The sequence below is a fragment of the Comamonas trifloxystrobinivorans genome (genome assembly GCF_043359985.1).
Taxonomy (GTDB): Bacteria; Pseudomonadota; Gammaproteobacteria; order Burkholderiales; family Burkholderiaceae_C; genus Comamonas; species Comamonas trifloxystrobinivorans.
This window is the reverse complement of the sequence record NZ_JBHZGV010000006.1, coordinates 131,368-146,826: the sequence shown is the minus strand read 5'-3', so window position 1 is coordinate 146,826 and position 15,459 is coordinate 131,368. Positions and strand designations below refer to the sequence as shown.

Below are 15,459 nucleotides of genomic sequence, written 5' to 3'. Positions count from 1 at the left end.
CCATCATGTCCCAAGCACCCATTTCCTCGCTCCCTTCGATCGCCTTCATCGGCGGTGGCAATATGGCCAGCGCCATCATCGGCGGCCTGATCCGCCAAGGTCTGCCTGCCGAGCGCATCTTGATCGTTGAACCCTACGAGCCGCAGCGCGCCGTGCTGCTGCAGCAGTTTGGCATTCAGGCGCTGCCAGCCGCTGACGACTCCCTGGCCAACGCCCAAGTGGTGGTGTGGGCCGTCAAGCCGCAAACCTTCAAAGATGCGGCTTCGTCGGTGGCAGCGTTCACCGGTCATGCACTGCACCTGAGCGTGGCCGCCGGTATCCGCAGCAGCTCGATTGCCCAGTGGACGGCCAACGAAGCCATCGTGCGCGCCATGCCCAATACGCCTGCCTTGGTGGGCCAAGGCATGACGGCGCTGTTTGCACGCGCTGGCGTTACTGCTGCACAGCAAGCGCTGGCTGAGCAGATCATCGGCACCACCGGCCAGTTCATCTGGGTGCAAAAAGAAGAGCAGCTCGACGCGGTAACCGCGCTGTCCGGATCGGGTCCGGCCTATGTGTTCTATTTCCTCGAAGCCATGCAGCAAGCCGGCGTGGAGATGGGTCTGCCGGCCGAGCAAGCATTGCAGCTGGCGATTGGCACTTTCACCGGCGCATCGCAGCTGGCAGCGCAATCGAGCGAACCACCTGCCGTGCTGCGCGAGCGCGTCACCAGCAAGGGCGGCACCACGTTTGCAGCGCTGGAAAGCATGCGCGCCGCCAACCTGGGCCAGCACTTTATTACTGCCATGAAGGCCGCTGAAAAGCGCGCTGTAGAGCTGGGCGACGAGTTCGGCAAATAAGCCTGCCGCGCCTGCAAACTGCAGCCGCCTCATGCAAAAACGCCACCCGTTGAGGTGGCGTTTTTGTTACTGCCAACAAGCAGGCACTGGGCGTGGCGAGTTCAGCCTTTTTTGCCGCCAAAGGCTTCGGCTATTTTGGCTTGCAGCTTGTCGATGCCTTCGCCGAGCTCGTCTTTCCAGTTGTCGAACTTGTCGCGCCACTCGTCTTTTTGCTTGTCGCGCAGCACCTTGCGCGCCTGCTCGGCAGCAGCTTCCTGTGCTTCGGTCTCGGCTTCTATTTCGGCCAGCACCGCCTCCAGCGGGCGGCGCAGCACCGTACCACCCAAGTTGGCGGCCAGTTGGTCCACCACGTCCGGCTCAGCTTCTTCGACCGTGGCGATCAGCGTGGTCGATCCCACCGGCATGGCGCGCATCACCTGCTCGAGCACACTGAGGCGCCCGGTGACTTTTTCCAGCGACATGGCCGTTCCCACCAAGGCGCCCGACATGCCGCCCAGCAGCATACCCAAGGGACCGCCCAAAATACCGATCAGCGAGCCGACCAAGGTGCCGGTGAGCGAACCGGTGGTGGCAGTGCCGTCACTGGCGCCGTCTTTCACCTCGATCTTGCCTTCGGCACCACGCGCCACCACGGCGGCAGTGTCCAGCTCCACACTGCCTTGGCCGGCGGCGACCTTGAGCTCTGACAAGGCCTGGTAGGCCTTGCTGGCCTCGGCAAAACTCAGCACCACTACGTTTTTGTCCATCTGATAGCTCCCTGGTTTGGCGCAGCACCTGCTGCACTCGTCCGGACCACTATAAATACATAAGCGCAATCATTTTTATCAAATAGATTACAAATACACATGCTTGCAAGCTTTGCAGGCTTTGACTGGCCGCCGCACAGGCAACGCATTGCGTATATTTCTAGCAAAACACAAACGCAAAGCGTATAATTCGCCACCGTTTCACCACTGCACCGGAGTCAGGCCATGGACAGCCAACAGGATTTTCTTCGCGACGCAATGCGCCGTTTGAACTTGACGCGCGACGCGTTCGCCGAACGTCTGGGGGTGCGCCGCCGCACGCTGGACACCTGGCTGCTGCCCGAGGCCTCGGGCGAGGCCCGCGCCATGCCCGACATGGCGCAGAAGTTCGTCTCGGAAATCCTCTTGCGCGAAGCTGCTGGCAACGACACGCAAAAGCAGCAGCGCCCGCTGGCCGAGCGCATGTCGGCCGATGGCCGGCCGCAGCTGCTGTCGGTGGCCCAGCTCGAGCGCGAAAGCCTCGAAGAGCTGTTCCGCATTGCCGATGTGATGCAGCCGATTGCACGCCGCCACAAGGTCTGCCGCGTGCTCGAAGGCGCGGTCATGGGCAGCCTGTTCTTTGAGGCCAGCACCCGCACCCGCGTGAGCTTTGGCGCCGCTTTCAGCCGCCTGGGCGGCTCGGTCTGCGACACCACGGGCTTCACCTTCTCGTCGATGGCCAAGGGCGAATCGATTTACGACACCAGCCGCGTGATGGCCGGTTATGTGGATGCGCTGGTCATCCGCCACCCCGAGCAAGGCTCGGTGGCCGAGTTTGCCCGCGCCACCAACATCCCTGTCATCAACGCCGGCGACGGCCCGGGCGAACACCCCAGCCAGGCGATTTTGGACATGTACACCATCCAGCGCGAGTTCTCGCGCCTGGGCAAGCTGATGGACGGCGCGCACATCGCCATGGTGGGCGACCTGAAGTACGGCCGCACCGTGCACTCGCTGATCCGCCTGCTGTCGCTCTACAAGGGCATGAAGTTCACGCTGATCTCGCCGAGCTCGCTGGAGATGCCGGCCTACCTGGTCGATCTGGCGTCAAGCAACGGCCACGTGGTGGAAGTGTCCACCTCGCTGCAAGATCTCAAGGGCGCCGATGTGGTGTATGCCACGCGCATCCAGAAAGAGCGTTTTGCCGGTGAGAACATCGAGGGCTATACGCCCGAGTTCCAGGTGCAGAAATCGCTGGTGGACGCGGTCTGCAAGCCCGACACCATCATCATGCACCCGCTGCCCCGCGATGCCCGCGCCGGCGCCAATGATTTGTCGACCGACCTGAACCACGATCCACGCCTGGCCATCTTCCGCCAGACCGACAATGGCATACCAGTTCGTATGGCTTTGTTCGCGGTTTTGATGGGCGTGGAGAACCAGATTGCCCGCAATCTCCGAGATGTCACCTGGCGTTCTCCGGCTTTTGTGGGCCCGGATGATGCAGTGTTCGATACTTTGGATTAAACTCTGCCTTACACAACACCATGATTTGAGACATTTTTTCTAAAAATCGCCTCAAATCCTGCTTGTTTTTCTCGTTTTTTTCCTGCGACTCCAGTGTTAGCGGCCATCCAAGGATGGCCGCTTTTTTCTGTATAAGGCTATGAAATTACGAGAAATTTGTACACAAGCCCGGCCACCTCACCATTGGTGTTTGCCGCAATGGCGCGGCCCGCTGCTTTAGGCGCGAGGAGATCGTAAACACGCTCTTAGCGCAACGCGTAGGCCAGCACCACGCCCACAAACAGGCTCACGCCCATCCAGTGGCTTTTGCTGAAAGCGATAAAGCAGCCCTCGCGGGTGCGGCCCCGGATCAAGGTGTAATGCCACAGCATCTGCGCGCCGGCCACCGCCACGCCCGCCCACCAGGGCCAGCCCAGCTGGTAAGGCGCAATGGCCGCCACCGTCAAACCCAGGCACAGCACAAAGAACAGCATGATGGCCGCCACGTCAAAGCGACCCAGGGTGATGGCCGAGGTCTGCATGCCGATTTTCAGGTCGTCATCGCGGTCGACCATGGCGTATTCGGTGTCGTAGGCCAGCACCATGAACATGTTGGCCAGCCACAGCAGCCAGGCAGTCAGCGGCACGGCGCCTTGCACCGCAGCAAAGGCAATCAGCACACCAAAATTGAAAGCGATGCCCAGGAAAGCCTGCGGCATGGCGAAAAAGCGTTTGGTGAACGGGTACAGAATGGTGAAAAGCACCGCAGGCACCGACCAGGCCACCGCTTCCCAGCGCGTGGTTAGCACCAGGCCCAGCGACACCAGCGTCAACACCACGCCGACCATAGCCGCCTCAAACACCGAAATCTTGCCGGTCGTGATAGGCCGGTTGGCGGTGCGTTTGACATGTTTGTCGAACTTGCGGTCGGCAATATCGTTGATACAGCAGCCGGCGCTGCGCATCAAAAATGTGCCGAGCACAAACACGATGAGCAGGTGCCAGCCCGGGAAGCCGTCAGCCGCCACCCACAGCGCCACCAAGGTGGGCCAGACCAACACCAGCCAGCCTGCGGGGCGGTTGAAACGGATCAGGTCGAGGTAGAGCGAGAAGCGCTCAGACAAAGGCAAAGGAGGACGGGCAGCAGCAGACATAGGCGGCAAGCATAGCGCGCAAGTGGTACCCCAGGCAGGGGGTTTTCAATTCAGCGCCCGGCCACGCTCCAGCGCCCAAACCGCCAAGCCCAGAATCGCCAGGCCCCACAGCGCCCCAGCCAAGACATCAGTGAAGAAATGCGCTTCCAGCCAGATGCGGCTGGCCGCTATCAGCACCACCAGCAAGCTGAAGCCAGCACCCAGCAGCCAGCTCTTGCGCACCCCCAGCGCCGGCCGCAGCAACCACCACAGCAAGCCATAGACCACGATGGAGCCCGCCGTGTGTCCACTGGGGAAACTGGCGCCCGAAGTGAGCATGTCGTACAGCGCCACAGGACGCTCGCGCTGAAAAGCGTTTTTCAGAACACGGGTGCCCAGGCCGTTCAAGCCAATCGCCAGTCCCCACACCAGCAACGGCAACCACTGGCGCCGTGCAGCCAACAGCACGGCCACCAAGACGGACAAAACACCCAGCCACAGCACATCGCCCGTATCGGTCAGGTACTGCAGACGGCTGCGCGCTGCCGCGCTGACATGCTGCTGCGACCACTGCTGCGCCCAAGCATCCCAAGCCAACAAGCTGGCATGGCCCCAACTCTCAGGCTGCAATACGGCCCGCCCCAACCACAGCACGGCCAGCAAGGACAGCAGCGCCAGCACAAACGGCTGGAGCGCCGCAATCTTTGCCACAGGTGCATCCGCGCCCATTTGCTGCCGCAAGCGCTGGCGCGCACGCAAGGGCTGTGTGACCAGCCACCAGCCCAGAGCGCCCAGCACCAGCCACAACACCAGCAGCAGCGGCATCCAGGGGTCGAGCCGCTTCAGACCTGCGGCCACCTGGCGCGCCGTCTCGGGCGACACCATGGCCGCCGCCGGGCCACTGAGCAACAACAAGACCGCCCACAAAGGCGCGAACCACAAAGAAGAGCGCTGAAACATGACAGCCATGATAGAGGTCAAGCTCCCCGGCCAGCAACGCCACGTTGAAATCCCTGGGTCTGCACGCAGCGCCAACCAGGTATTGCCTTGTATGGGCAAGGAGCAGCGCTCAAAAACAAACCCCATGCACGCCAGACGCGCATGGGGTTTGTTTTTTAGAGGCTGGGCCGATCAGGACTGCAGCATGGTCACGCCAGGCAGGTTGCAGGCAAAGATGGCATTGCGCAGCGCTGCAATGGCCTCGTAGCGGGTGAAGCTGCGGCGCCACACCAGCACCACGCGGCGCTTGGGCGAATCGCCGCTGGCCTCGTCCGTTACCGGGATGTAGCGGATATGGGTTTCGTCCGACTTGCGGCGGCGCACGCCCTTTTCCAGCGCATCCTTGGGCACCGACAGACGTGGCACCAGGGTCACGCCCATGCCGGCTGCCACCATGTGCTTGATGGTTTCGAGCGACGAGCCTTCAAAGGTGCGGCGAATGCCTTCGGTGTTGCTGGAGTAGCGAGCGAACTCAGGGCAGACTTCGAGCACATGGTCGCGGAAGCAGTGGCCTGCGCCCAGCAGCAGCATGGTTTCGTTCTTCAGCTCGCCAGCCGAGATGCTGTCGCGCGTGGCCAGCGGGTGGGTGCTGGGCACGGCAGCGTAGAAAGGCTCGTCGTACAGCGGGGCCATGGCCAAGCCGGTGTCGGGGAAAGGCTCGGCCACGATGGCGCAGTCGATCTCGCCGGTGCGCAGCATCTCCAGCAGCTTGGCCTTCATGTTTTCGTTGATCATCAACGGCATCTGCGGCGTGCGCTCGATCGACTGGCGCACCAGCTCGGGCAGCAGGTAGGGGCCAATGGTGTAGATCACGCCGAGGGTCAGCACGCCGGCCAGCGGGTCCTTGCCGCGCTTGGCGATTTCCTTGATAGCGGCCGCCTGGTCCAGCACGATCTGTGCTTGGCGCACGATCTGGTCGCCCAAAGTGGTGACAGACACTTCCGAGGCACTGCGTTCGAACAGCTTGACCTCGAGTTCTTCTTCCAGCTTCTTGATGGCGACCGACAAGGTGGGTTGCGACACGTAGCACGCATCAGCTGCACGGCCGAAATGTCTTTCGCGTGCAACGGCAACAATGTATTTGAGCTCAGTAAGTGTCATGTCAGTTTTTTGTGCGAATCGCGTATTGTGCATGCACTGAGCGCGGGCCGGAGAAAAGTTTCCCCAGCTGGTCAAAAGCACGACGCACCAATAGAACGGGATTCAATAAAGAAGCAAGCGTGTAGTTGTACCCGATTCCGGCGCAGCGTGGTTTTGAAATGTCCGACAGCAAGAATAGGATTTAGCTATTATGCGCCAAATGCTGGCGCCCGCTCACCGGGAAAGCCTTTATTTATTAGATGTTGACTTTTCACAAAGACCTGTCGCGCGCGCTCGCAGGCTAGGCTTTCAGGTATTCGGCCTTGCCACCCAACCAGCGCGACACATGGGCCGCCGCGAGCTCGGGCCAGTGGTCCAGCATTTGCGGGGCCAGCTCGCGCGCCCATTCCAGCAAATGCTTGTCGGCCTCCAGATCGGCAAAGCGCAGCAGCGGCGCGCCCGATTGGCGGGCGCCAAGAAACTCGCCGGGGCCGCGAATCTCCAGATCGCGCCGCGCAATCTCGAAACCGTCGCTGGTCTCGGCCATGGCTTTGAGGCGCTCTTTGGCGGTTTCGCCCAGCTTGCCGCTGTCGCCCACCGAGTACAGCAGCACACAGGCCGATGCCGCCGCGCCGCGCCCCACGCGCCCGCGCAGCTGGTGCAGCTGGCTCAGGCCAAAGCGCTCGGCGTGCTCGATCACCATCAGGCTGGCGTTGGGCACATCCACACCCACTTCGATCACCGTGGTGGACACCAGCACGCCCATCACACCGGCGCTGAACAGCTCCATCACCGCTTTTTTCTCGGCCGTCGGCATGCGCGAATGCAAGAGCCCCACCATCACGCCTGGCAAGGCTTCGCTCAGATCCGTGTGGGTGGCCGTGGCGTTGCTCAGGTCGAGCGCCTCGCTCTCCTCGATCAGCGGGCACACCCAATACACCTGCCGGCCCTGGGCAATCTGGTCGGCAATGCGGGCCACCACTTCGTCGCGCCGGCTGTCGCTGATCAGCTTGGTGACGACAGGCGTGCGCCCGGGCGGCAATTCATCAATCGTCGAGACATCGAGGTCGGCGTAATAGCTCATCGCCAGGGTGCGCGGGATGGGCGTGGCGCTCATCATCAGCATGTGCGGTTCCATGCCGGTGGCTGCCAGTTTTTGCCGCAGCGCCAGGCGCTGCGCCACGCCAAAGCGGTGCTGCTCGTCGATCACCGCCAAGCCCAGGCGCTTGAACTGCACTTGCTCCTGGATCACCGCATGCGTGCCCACCACCAGTGCCGCTTCGCCACTCTCCACCAAGGCCAGCATGGCAGCACGCTCTTTCTTTTTCTGCGCGCCGGCTAACCAGGCCACCTTCAGCCCGTGCGGCGCCAGAATCGGCTCCAGCCAGCCCACCAGCTTGGCAAAGTGCTGCTCAGCCAGAATTTCAGTAGGCGCCATCAGCGCGCACTGCCAACCGGCATCGATGGCGATCACCGCCGAAAGCGCCGCCACGATTGTTTTGCCCGAGCCCACATCGCCCTGCAGCAAGCGGTGCATGGGCACGTGGCGCGCCAAGTCGCGGGCAATCTCTTCGCAGACCCGGCGCTGCGCCTGCGTCAGCGAAAAAGGCAGCGCGGCCAGAAACTGCTCGTGCAGGTTCAGGCTGCCATCGGCAGGCCGCTGCGGCACCAGTGCTGGCGCGCGCAAGCGGTCGCGCTCGCGCTTGGCGGTCAGCTGCGAAAGCTGCTGCGCCAGCAGCTCTTCCGCTTTAAGGCGCTGCCAAGCCGGGTGGCTGTGGTCTTCCAGCGTAGCCAGCGCCACATCGGGCGTGGGATGGTGCAAAAACTGCAAGGCATCGCGCAAGCTGTAAGGCTGCAATTGGCCGCCCGCGCCGTAATAGCGGGCATAGGGCAGCTCCACGCCTGGCGGCAAGGTCTCGCCCAGGTCTGCGCGCTGCAAGCCGCTGATGACGGCGCGGCGCAAATACGGTTGCGGCAAACCGGCCGTGGTGGGGTAGACCGGCGTGAGCGACTGCGGCAGCTCACCGCCGGCTTGGCGAAACGCCGGATGCACCATTTGCCGGCCCCAGAAGCCGCCTTTGATCTCGCCCCGGATGCGCAGCTGGCTGCCAACCGACAGGGTTTTCTGGTGCGATGGGTAAAAGCTGAAAAAGCGCAGCTCGCACTGGTCGCCCGCCGCATCTTCTACCCGCACCACCAGTTGCCGCCGAGGCCGCATCTGTATTTCGCTGGACACCACGGTCGCCTCGATCTGCGCCACCTCGCCATCGCGGGCATTGCGCAAGGGGGTGATGCGCGTCTCGTCCTCGTAGCGCAAAGGCAAGTGCAAAGCCAGATCGATATCGCGCACCAATCCGAGCTTGACCAGCGCTTGCTGCGCCGGGTTTTTGGCCGGTGTCTTGGCCGCTGCCGGCTCGGCGCTCGCCGCAGCAGCCGCCGCCTTGCGCGGACGGCCTGGCTTGCGCGCCTCAGGGGCAGCGCTGGCAGCAGAAGTGGGGGCGGAGCTAGCAGGCATGGGCAGATTCCATCTGCCGCACATTCTGGCACGGAATGCTGCAACACTGGTTAAAAACGCAGTAAGTCAACATGCAAAAACCATAGCTGCCGACGCTTTTTCTGCCTTTTCCGGCCTTGCTTTTCGCACACCCGATCCGGCCAGTGCCCAAGCTTGCACAGGGGCAAAGTGCTTAGCAGCAATGCGAGCCTGCCCGGCAAAGAACAGAGGCCAACACTGACAGAATACTTGACACAGATCAGTAAGAATACATGTTATTGACTGGGGCAGGCTACCGCCTGTTCATTTGGATAGTGCGCAAGCCAGCGCAAATTGCTAAATTGCCAGCCATCTGTTCTCGCCAACACCAACGCCCATGCTGCCCGAACTGCTTGTCAAAAATGCCCAGTCGCAAGTGCTGCGCTCGCTGATTGTCAACGACGGCCTGTTCACCGTGGGCCGCGAGCCGGGCTGCTCCATCGTGCTGCCCTCGCCCGACATCAGCCGCCACCACGCGGCCTTTCTGCACTCCAGCCTGTTTGGCGTCTTGTCGGTCGAAGACCAGGGCAGCCGCAACGGCGTCTTTGTCAACGGCCTGCAAATGCGGCGCTCGGTGCTGTATTCGGGCGATGTGGTGCGCGTGGGCAATTACGAGATCGTGGTGCGCCAGGGCTCGTCCGGGCCGGCAGTATCCAGCTCTCTGCTCAGTACCGCCACGGCCCACTAAATATAAAAACCAAGCGGCGCCGGCTCAGATTCAGCGCCGCACACGCTTGCGGCGCAAGTAGCGCTCCCACAGCTCAAACAGCAACTCGCTCAGCAAGGCCAGTGCTGCTGCGGGCAAGGCGCCAGCCAACATCAAAGCGCTGTCGTTGAGCGCCAGCCCGGTAACAATGCGCTCGCCCAAGCCGCCCGCACCGATAAAGGCGGCAATGGTGGCCGTGCCAATGGCAATCGCGCAAGCCGTGCGGATGCCGGCAATCACCGTCGGCATGGCAATCGGCAGCTCCACCCAGCGCATGCGCTGCGGCCGGGTCATGCCCAGAGCCGATCCGGCGCTGCGCAATCCGGGCGAGACCTCGGCCAGGCCGGCGCAGGTGTTGCTGAGAATCGGCAAGATCGAATAAGCGGTGAGCGCCAGCAAAGCCGGTATGCGGCCGATCATGCCCAGCGCCGCAATCAACACCGCCAGCAGCGCCAGCGACGGAATGGTCTGCATCACCCCCGCAGCACCCAAGGCCAGGGCGCGCAGGCGCTGGTGTGGAAACAGCGCAATGCCCGCCGGCACCGCAATCAGCGCAGCGGCACCTACCGACAAAAGCACCAGCAGCAGATGCTGGCCGGTCAAACGCCACAGGTCGTCGGCCACCAAGCGCTGCCACAGCTGCACGGCAAAGCCTGGGCGAGCCATGGGTGACGCAGGTGGCGCATTCGCATCAGCAACAGCGCTGCTACCCGTTGCCGGCCCACCCTGCAAGAACTGTTGCGCAATGCGCTCAAAACTTTGCGCGTGCAACTCGGCCTGCGCGTTCATCTGGATCATCGCCGCTTCGCTGATGCGCCCTTGCAAACGCTGCAGCGCCGCCCAGGCTTTCGGCTGCTTTTGCGGCAAATCACTGCGGTAGAGCAGCACCGCGTCGTAGCGCGGGAAATAGGTTTTGTCGTCTTGCAGCACCAGCAGGCCCAGATCGTCGATCTTGGCATCGGTGGTGTAGATGTCCATCACGTCGATATGCTGCTGCGCCATGGCCTCGTAGGCCAGCCCGTGGTCCAGGCCGAGTGGCCGCGCTGGCAAAGCGTAGCGTTGCGCCAGGCCGGGCCAGCCATCGGCGCGGCCGATAAATTCGTTCGACAAGCCATAGCGCAACTGCGGGTGCTGCGCCAAGTCGCTGAGGCTGCGAATACCCAGCCGGGCAGCCTGCTCGCGCCGCATGGCCAGCGCATAGCCGTTGTTGAAACCCAAGGGCACGCCCACCGCCAACCCGAGCGGCGCCAACGCCTGGTTCAGCTCTTCGACCGAGGCATGCGCCGGGTCCTTGACTATTTCTTGCGCAATGGTGCCGGTGTACTCGGCGTAAACATCGATCTGGCCGCTGCGCAAGGCCTCGTACACGATGGCGGTGTTGCCCAAGCCTTGGCGCACCTGCGTGCGGGCGCCCGCTTGCTGCGCCGTCTGCGCCACGATCTCGGCGAGGATGTACGACTCCGTAAACCGCTTGGAACCCACCTGCAGTGTTTCGACCGCCGGCGCCTGGGCATTGGCCCAGCCGCACAGCAACACAGAGCAAACGGCCAGCAGGCGGTGGGCAAGTTTCATCGCGCCACTATAGCGAGCGGCCCGCTTGCAGTCTGCGGGCCGTCTCCTACAAATGCTGCGATCGTGCCAAGCCGACGGGCATCAGCGTGGCAGCGATTCCACTTCCTTGGTCCAGCGGTCGATCAGGCGCTTGCGCTCGGCCGATTTGCCGTACTTCTCGAAGTCGTACTTGATCAGCTTCACGTCGTCCATGGTGGGAATGCGCGGGTCCATCTTGAACGTCTTGTTGGCGGGCACCTGGTAGCTGCCCACCTTGGCGCCCACGGCCTGGCCTTCGGGGCTCATCAACCAGTCGTAGTACTTCTTGGCGTTGTCCATATTGCGAGCGCCCTTGACCAGCGCAATCCCGCCCACTTCGTAGCTCGTGCCTTCGCAAGGCGCCTGGGTTTTGACCGGGTACTTGTCGGCCTTCCACTTTTCAAAATTGAACATGAAGGTGATGCCCACACCCACCTCACCCTTGGCCACGTTGGGCGCCTGCGCCTGGCCGCTGCGCGTGTAGGTGGTGGTGTTCTTGTGCAAAGCCTTGAGGTAGTCAAACGCTTTGTCTTCGCCCATCAGCTGCACCAGGCCGGCGATCACCGTGTAGGCCGTGCCGCTGCTGGCGGGGTGCGAAATCTCGACCTCGCCCTTGAACTCGGGCTTGACCACATCGGCCCAGCACTTGGGCTCGGGCAGCTTCTTTTTCTTCAGGATGTCGGTGTTGTAGCCAAAGCCGATGGCCGAGCTGTAAAAGCCGCCCACCTGGTTGCCCGACATGGCGTACTGGCGCACCGCCCAATCACGCAAATCGTTGATGTAAGCCGGGCGGTACTCGGCCAGCAAGCCCTGCTCGGCCGCCTGCAAGAACGGATCGCCCGTGCCGCCCCACCAGATATCGGTCTTGGGGTTGTTGGCCTCGGCGCGAAGCTGGGCGGCGATCTCACCCGTGCCCTTGTGCGCCTGGTTCACCTTGATGCCGGTTTTCTTGGTGAACTCCTTGGCCGCTGCCTCGCACCAGGGTGCGTCGGTACTGCATAGGGCGTTGACCACGCCTTGCGCTTGCGCACCTGCGGCCAAGGCCGCCAGCGCCGCAGCGGCAGAAAGGGAACGAAGAGAAAAGTGCGCCATGTGTGCTCCTGTTGGGTATTTGTGGGTGGTTTGCATTTTTGTTGCAGCCGTAGCCACAGCAAGCCGCAATTGTGACCAATTTGTGACAAGTCGCAAACCAACGCTTCCCCTGCCCCGCACTGCGCAAGCCCGCGCTGCCAGCTGTGCCACTGCGGCGGTGGCACAATCGCCCCCTTGTTTTGATCCCTGTGAGCTGCAGGTGTGTTCCGCCTGCAAGAGCCGACGATGACTGCCTTTTCCGGTGCGCGCCGCACCTTTCACCTGAGTGATTTTGATTTCGAGCTCCCCCCGGAGCTGATTGCCCAACACCCGGCTGCCGAGCGCAGTGCCTCGCGCCTGCTTGATGCCCGCGAAGCCGAGCTGGTGGACCGCCATTTCTACGACCTGCCCGAGCAACTGCAAGCCGGTGACCTGCTGGTGTTCAACGACACCCAGGTGATCAAGGCGCGCATCTTCGGCGAGAAGAGCAGCGGCGGCAAGATCGAGCTGCTGATCGAGCGCGTGCTCGATGAGCACGAAGTCGTGGCCCACATGAAAGTCAGCAAAAAGCCCCCGGTCGGCGGCGTGCTGCGCATGATGGGCGGCAAAAAAGCCGGCGGTTTTGATGCCACCCTGATGGGCCGCTGGCCCAACGAAATGGGCGCCCTCTTCCGCCTGCGCCTGGACGGCCCCAACGGCGAAACGCCTTGGGAGCTGATGCAACAACACGGCCATATTCCACTGCCGCCTTACATCGAGCGCGAGCAGCAATCGGGCCAGGACCCCAACGAAGCCGAAGACGAAGTGCGCTACCAGACGGTGTTTGCCAAAAACCCCGGCGCCGTGGCCGCACCTACCGCCGCTCTGCACTTTGACGAAAAAGTGCTCAACGCGCTGCAAGCCAAGGGCGTGGAGCGCGCCAGCGTCACGCTGCACGTGGGCGCCGGTACCTTCCAGCCGGTCAAGACCGAGAGCCTCAAAGACCACCAGATGCACAGCGAGTGGTACAACATTCCGCTCGCCACACTGGCGGCGCTGGAGCGTTGCCGCCAACGCGGTGGCCGCGTGGTAGCGGTGGGCACCACTACCGTGCGCACGCTCGAATCCTGGGCACGCACCGGCCAGCTCTCGGGCGACACCAATATCTTCATCACACCCGGTTTTCCGTACCGCGTGGTCGACATGCTGGTGACCAACTTCCACCTGCCCAAGAGCACCTTGATGATGCTGGTCAGCGCCTTTGCCGGCTACGAACACATCATGGCCGTGTACAAGCACGCGGTGGAAAACCAGTACCGTTTTTTCAGCTATGGCGACTCCATGCTCTTGCAACGCAAAAAGCACATGGCGCACGGCGAAGAAGCGCAGCCTGACGAAGCAGCGCAAGCACCCGCCGCGCAGGCCGAAGAGCCCCAAGACGCCGCCTGATCGGCAAGCCTCTCGCCCACAAAAAAACCGCTCGTTCCAGGAGCGGTTTTTTGTTTCAAGGTTTGGTGTTTGCGGGGTTCTTGTAGAACGCCTGGATCGGTACATCAAAAATCTGGTGATCCAACTGCCACAAGCCCAGCGGGCCGCGCAGCAGCGGCACCTGGTAGACCGTGCCGTCCGGGAACTGGGCCCAGTATTCCTTGAGGCGCGAATAGTCCAGCGATGGCAAACCCTGGCTGGTGTCCACGGGCTCCAGCTTGCCTGGCGCGTTGATCCGGTAAGCATGCATTTGCGCCGGTTGGCCGGCCAGCACCTGGTCTGCGCGTTTGGCCAGCGGCAGCGCGGCCAGCAAGATGCTCAGCGTCAGCATCATGCTCAGCACCAGCGATTCACGCGCTGGCACAGCACCGCTCGCCAGCCAGCGGTAAAACAGCACGGGCAAGATCAGCAGCAGCAAGGCGCCGACCAGCAGGGGCCAAACACCTTTGAGTAGTGCCGCATCCACCAGCTCGAAATGGTTGAAGACAAAGCTGTCGAGCAAGGCAAACAGCATGAGCGCCAAAAACAGACAAACCGCCACCAGGCTGCGCGGGTTCTTCTCCAGCGCAAAGTCGGAGGTTTTTGCTTTGTCCAGCGGAATTTGGGGGAAAACGCTGCGAAAGATATCGGCCAGCGCCTCGCGCGAAGGCAAGGCGTACATGCCGGTGTCGGCGCAAAACAGCAAGCGCCAGCGCGCCGTGACCAGCTCGGCCCAATACAGGTTGCCGGCGCGCAGGCTGCGGTTGCCCAGCCATTCCACCTGGCATTGGCTTTTCTCTACCGCCACATCAAAAGCCTTGGCAGTGTTCAGCCAAAAACCTTGGATGCGCAGTTGCGCACCTTCGTCGATCAACACGCCCTTGGCCTCAAAAGGCAGCACGCGCAACCAACGTTGAAAGAAAGGCTGCCGCGCCATGTTGATGCGCCAGTAGCGCTGTCCTTGCAAGCCGGCCACCAAAGCATCCTGGCGTTTTTTCATGGCGCGATTGCGCCAGTACAAACGCAACACCAGCGCCAGGAGCGCGAGCTGAAACAGGGCAAAGGCGTACAAGAGCTGCATGGAGTGGGCCATCGGTGGTGGACTGCCCATCATAGATGCCGGGCCGGAAATGCGGCCCGCGCAGGAGACGCAGGCTTTGTGAACAAAGCCTCAGCAGCGGGAGATCAGCGCTCAGCAAGCGCCAGAAAGCACGGGGCCAAGCGATGGGCTTGTGGATTCGCCAGCATGCATTGTTATGTTTTTTACTGCAAACACCACGAACAGACGCTGTCGTAGCCGGCAGACATGCGCGGCTGAGGCAACGGTTCAGTCTTTGCGGATTTCGCTGCTGTCTGGCATCGGCTTGTTGGGCAGGGTGGAGCCGTGGCGGATGTAGATCTGGAAATCGCCCATCTGCACGATGTCGCCCGCGTAGAGGATCTTGCGCTTGACCTGCAGGCCGTTGACAAAGGTGCCGTTCATGCTGCCGTGGTCTTCCACCGTCAGGATGCCAAAGCGCTCGCGCAAAAAGAAGGCGCCGTGGTTGCGGCTGACGCTGGGATCGTCCAGCACCACGGTGCTGGTGGGCTCGCGGCCGATGGTGGAATAGCCGTCTTCCAATATCAGCGAACGCAGGATCAACTCGTTTTTGTCTCGGACCAATAGCTCAGGCAACATCGCAATCTCATATTTCAATGTATCTAATTGAAACTAGATCATACGGTTTGCTCAAAAGTTTCACTTCTTTGAGGGAAATCAGGGTTTCTATCTATTTTCCCAATGAATTAATTGATCCTCGTCACGCCTCAATCAGCATTCCCCTGGAGAAAC

General features: G+C 62.1%; 13 protein-coding genes. 4 read left to right on the top strand and 9 right to left on the bottom strand.

Going from position 1 to position 15,459, the window contains the following annotated elements; all coding sequences use genetic code 11:
- Positions 1 to 5: 5 nt before the first annotated feature.
- Complete coding sequence (gene proC, locus ACFIQF_RS08485) at positions 6 to 839, top strand: pyrroline-5-carboxylate reductase (protein ID WP_393941921.1); 834 nt, start codon at positions 6 to 8, stop codon at positions 837 to 839.
- 101 nt (positions 840 to 940) lie between these two features.
- Here the strand turns inward: proC and ACFIQF_RS08480 are convergent, their stop codons facing one another.
- A complete protein-coding gene (locus ACFIQF_RS08480) occupies positions 941 to 1,585 on the bottom strand; it encodes a DUF1269 domain-containing protein (protein WP_393941920.1) in 645 nt (214 codons plus the stop codon).
- 225 nt (positions 1,586 to 1,810) lie between these two features.
- On the opposite strand from ACFIQF_RS08480, the gene ACFIQF_RS08475 reads away from it, so the two are divergent.
- The gene (locus ACFIQF_RS08475) at positions 1,811 to 3,091 is read left to right on the top strand and encodes an aspartate carbamoyltransferase (RefSeq protein WP_393941918.1); all 1,281 of its coding nucleotides are present in this window, start codon (positions 1,811 to 1,813) and stop codon (positions 3,089 to 3,091) included.
- A gap of 245 nt (positions 3,092 to 3,336) precedes the next feature.
- On the opposite strand, the gene ubiA is transcribed toward ACFIQF_RS08475, so the two are convergent.
- The 4 genes from ubiA to recG all read right to left on the bottom strand — a co-directional run bounded on the left by ubiA (position 3,337) and on the right by recG (position 8,821).
- A complete protein-coding gene (gene ubiA, locus ACFIQF_RS08470; RefSeq protein ID WP_393941917.1) occupies positions 3,337 to 4,224 on the bottom strand; it encodes a 4-hydroxybenzoate octaprenyltransferase in 888 nt (295 codons plus the stop codon).
- A 45-nt stretch (positions 4,225 to 4,269) separates the two neighbouring features.
- Positions 4,270 to 5,172, bottom strand: a complete 903-nt coding sequence (locus tag ACFIQF_RS08465; protein ID WP_393941915.1) for a phosphatase PAP2 family protein — start codon at positions 5,170 to 5,172, stop codon at positions 4,270 to 4,272.
- Between the two features lie 162 nt (positions 5,173 to 5,334).
- Positions 5,335 to 6,303: a LysR substrate-binding domain-containing protein gene (locus ACFIQF_RS08460; RefSeq protein ID WP_393941913.1), complete on the bottom strand. Its 969-nt coding sequence runs from the start codon at positions 6,301 to 6,303 to the stop codon at positions 5,335 to 5,337.
- Positions 6,304 to 6,583: 280 nt separating this feature from the next.
- The gene (gene recG / locus ACFIQF_RS08455; RefSeq protein WP_393941911.1) at positions 6,584 to 8,821 is read right to left on the bottom strand and encodes an ATP-dependent DNA helicase RecG; all 2,238 of its coding nucleotides are present in this window, start codon (positions 8,819 to 8,821) and stop codon (positions 6,584 to 6,586) included.
- Positions 8,822 to 9,152: 331 nt separating this feature from the next.
- Here recG and ACFIQF_RS08450 point away from each other — a divergent pair, with 331 nt between their 5' ends.
- A complete protein-coding gene (locus tag ACFIQF_RS08450; RefSeq protein WP_393941909.1) occupies positions 9,153 to 9,503 on the top strand; it encodes an FHA domain-containing protein in 351 nt (116 codons plus the stop codon).
- 30 nt (positions 9,504 to 9,533) lie between these two features.
- Here ACFIQF_RS08450 and ACFIQF_RS08445 read toward each other — a convergent pair whose 3' ends face one another.
- Positions 9,534 to 11,093, bottom strand: a complete 1,560-nt coding sequence (locus ACFIQF_RS08445; protein WP_393941907.1) for an ABC transporter permease/substrate-binding protein — start codon at positions 11,091 to 11,093, stop codon at positions 9,534 to 9,536.
- An 81-nt stretch (positions 11,094 to 11,174) separates the two neighbouring features.
- Complete coding sequence (locus ACFIQF_RS08440; protein WP_393941906.1) at positions 11,175 to 12,203, bottom strand: ABC transporter substrate-binding protein; 1,029 nt, start codon at positions 12,201 to 12,203, stop codon at positions 11,175 to 11,177.
- A 225-nt stretch (positions 12,204 to 12,428) separates the two neighbouring features.
- On the opposite strand from ACFIQF_RS08440, the gene queA reads away from it, so the two are divergent.
- Positions 12,429 to 13,610 (top strand): tRNA preQ1(34) S-adenosylmethionine ribosyltransferase-isomerase QueA, encoded by a 1,182-nt coding sequence (queA, locus tag ACFIQF_RS08435; RefSeq protein ID WP_393941905.1) that lies wholly within the window; start codon positions 12,429 to 12,431, stop codon positions 13,608 to 13,610.
- A 55-nt stretch (positions 13,611 to 13,665) separates the two neighbouring features.
- Here the strand turns inward: queA and ACFIQF_RS08430 are convergent, their stop codons facing one another.
- Together ACFIQF_RS08430 and ACFIQF_RS08425 are read right to left on the bottom strand one after the other, a co-directional pair.
- Positions 13,666 to 14,709 (bottom strand): hypothetical protein, encoded by a 1,044-nt coding sequence (locus tag ACFIQF_RS08430; RefSeq protein WP_393941903.1) that lies wholly within the window; start codon positions 14,707 to 14,709, stop codon positions 13,666 to 13,668.
- Positions 14,710 to 14,955: 246 nt separating this feature from the next.
- On the bottom strand, positions 14,956 to 15,306 hold the full coding sequence (locus ACFIQF_RS08425; RefSeq protein ID WP_393941901.1) for an FHA domain-containing protein: 351 nt from the start codon (positions 15,304 to 15,306) through the stop codon (positions 14,956 to 14,958).
- Between the last annotated feature and the right edge of the window lie 153 nt (positions 15,307 to 15,459).